This window comes from Streptomyces sp. CA2R106, from assembly GCF_037034245.1.
Taxonomy (GTDB): Bacteria; Actinomycetota; Actinomycetes; order Streptomycetales; family Streptomycetaceae; genus Actinacidiphila.
In genome coordinates, this window is sequence record NZ_JBAGKC010000151.1 from 1 (window position 1) to 721 (window position 721).

General features: G+C 67.7%; 1 protein-coding gene. It reads right to left on the bottom strand.

What is annotated here, in order from left to right:
• Positions 1-721, bottom strand: a 721-nt coding sequence (locus WA788_RS35460; protein ID WP_335984614.1) for a polyketide synthase, incomplete at both ends; no start/stop codon positions are given.

Genomic DNA, 721 nt, shown 5'->3' on the forward strand with positions numbered 1-721 from the left:
CAGCATCCCGTGCCGCATCGCCTGCACCATCTTGATCACACCCGCCACACCAGCGGCGGCCTGGGTGTGACCGATGTTCGACTTCACCGACCCCAACAACAACGGCCGTGCCGGATCACGATCCTGCCCATAAGTGGCCAGCAGCGCTTGTGCCTCGATCGGATCACCCAACGCCGTCCCAGTCCCGTGCGCCTCGACCACATCCACATCACCCGGCTGCAACTCCGCACTGGCCAACGCGGCCCGAATCACCCGCTGCTGGGAGGGACCATTCGGCGCCGACAGACCATTACTCGCCCCGTCCTGGTTGATCGCGCTACCGGCTACCACCGCCAACACCCGATGCCCACGCGCGCGAGCGTCCGACAACCGCTCCAACACCACCACGCCAACGCCCTCACCCCACCCCGTGCCATCAGCCGCCTCCGCAAACGGCTTACACCGCCCATCAGCAGCCAACCCCCGCTGCCGCGCAAACTCCGCGAACGCCCTCGGGGTGGCCATGACCGTGACCCCGCCGGCCAGCGCGATCCCACACTCCCCCGACCGCAACGCCTGCGCCGCCAAGTGAATCGCCGTCAACGACGACGAACACGCCGTATCAATCGAAACCGCGGGACCCTGCAACCCCAACGCATACGCCACCCGACCCGACGCCACACTCGCCATGGTCCCGGTCAGCGCATATCCGTCCGCACCGTCCTGCCCACCGGGCAGTCCT